This window comes from Mesorhizobium sp. M4A.F.Ca.ET.090.04.2.1 (assembly GCF_003999085.1).
GTDB lineage: Bacteria > Pseudomonadota > Alphaproteobacteria > Rhizobiales > Rhizobiaceae > Mesorhizobium.
Genome location: NZ_RZOT01000929.1, coordinates 1 through 963 on the forward strand (window position 1 = coordinate 1; position 963 = coordinate 963).

Here is a 963-nt window from a genome sequence, read left to right on the forward strand (position 1 = left end):
GGCCACGTTCTGCGAATTGGCGCGCGCAGCGGTGAGCACGGCCTGGATGATCGGCTCATAGCCGGTGCAGCGGCAGATGTTGCCGGACAGCGCCTCGACCACCTCTTCGCGGCTGGGATTGGGCGTGCGGTCGAGCAACACCTTGGCGGCCATGATCATGCCCGGCGTGCAGAAGCCGCATTGGGTGGCGAAGGCATCGAGGAAGGCGCGCTGCAGCGGATGCAGCACGCCGCCCTCGGCGAGACCTGCCGTCGTCCTGATGACGGCGCCGTTGCAGGTCTCCGCCAGCGTCAGGCAGGAGAGCCTCAGCTCACCGTCGATGATGACCGAGCAGGCGCCGCAAGTGCCCTGGTGGCAGCCGCCTTTCGGCGAGGTGTCGCCGATCTTGTCCCGCAGCGCGTGCAGCAGTGTCGCGCCGCTGTCGATTAACTCGGCTTTCTCGGAACCGTTGAGCGTGAACTGGACCGGGACCTTCACCATGTCTTTCCTCCCAGCGCGCCTGCCCGGATATCCGGACAGACGCGCGCCCCCGACGTGTGAGACTTCCTGCCTGTCGCAATCTCAAAACCGCTACGCGTTTTTGGGCGACGGGCATCATTCGAGCAGCAGCCGGCCGAGATGGACCGGCAGCACTTCGGCGCGATACCAGGCGCTGGCGACCGGATCGGTAATCGGCGTTGTGCCTTCGTTTGCCACAGCCAGCGCCGGCGCGATCTCATCAGGCGTCAGCCTGCAGCCAAGCAGCGCCTTCTCGGCCGCTCTGGCACGCATCGGCCGGTCGGCCATGCAGCCAAGTGCGATCCGCGCGGCGGTGACCGTGCCGTTGTCTATCCGCTGCAAGAGCGCGGCGATGCTGAGTACCGAGACGCCCTTGGGCTTGACCCGTGACACTTTGAGAAAACGGAAGCTCTCCGCGCGGGGTAGGGCGCAGGTGACGGAGGTGACGATGGAACGGCTGGCGTC

1 protein-coding gene and 1 pseudogene are annotated in these 963 nt (G+C 66.5%); both read right to left on the reverse strand.

The annotated features are described in order from the left end of the window. Positions 1 to 480, reverse strand: a 480-nt coding sequence (locus EN781_RS33230; protein WP_126059013.1) for a (2Fe-2S)-binding protein, incomplete at its 3' end; no start/stop codon positions are given. A gap of 114 nt (positions 481 to 594) precedes the next feature. Next, positions 595 to 963: pseudogene (locus EN781_RS33235) on the reverse strand (xanthine dehydrogenase family protein subunit M); the annotation flags it as partial.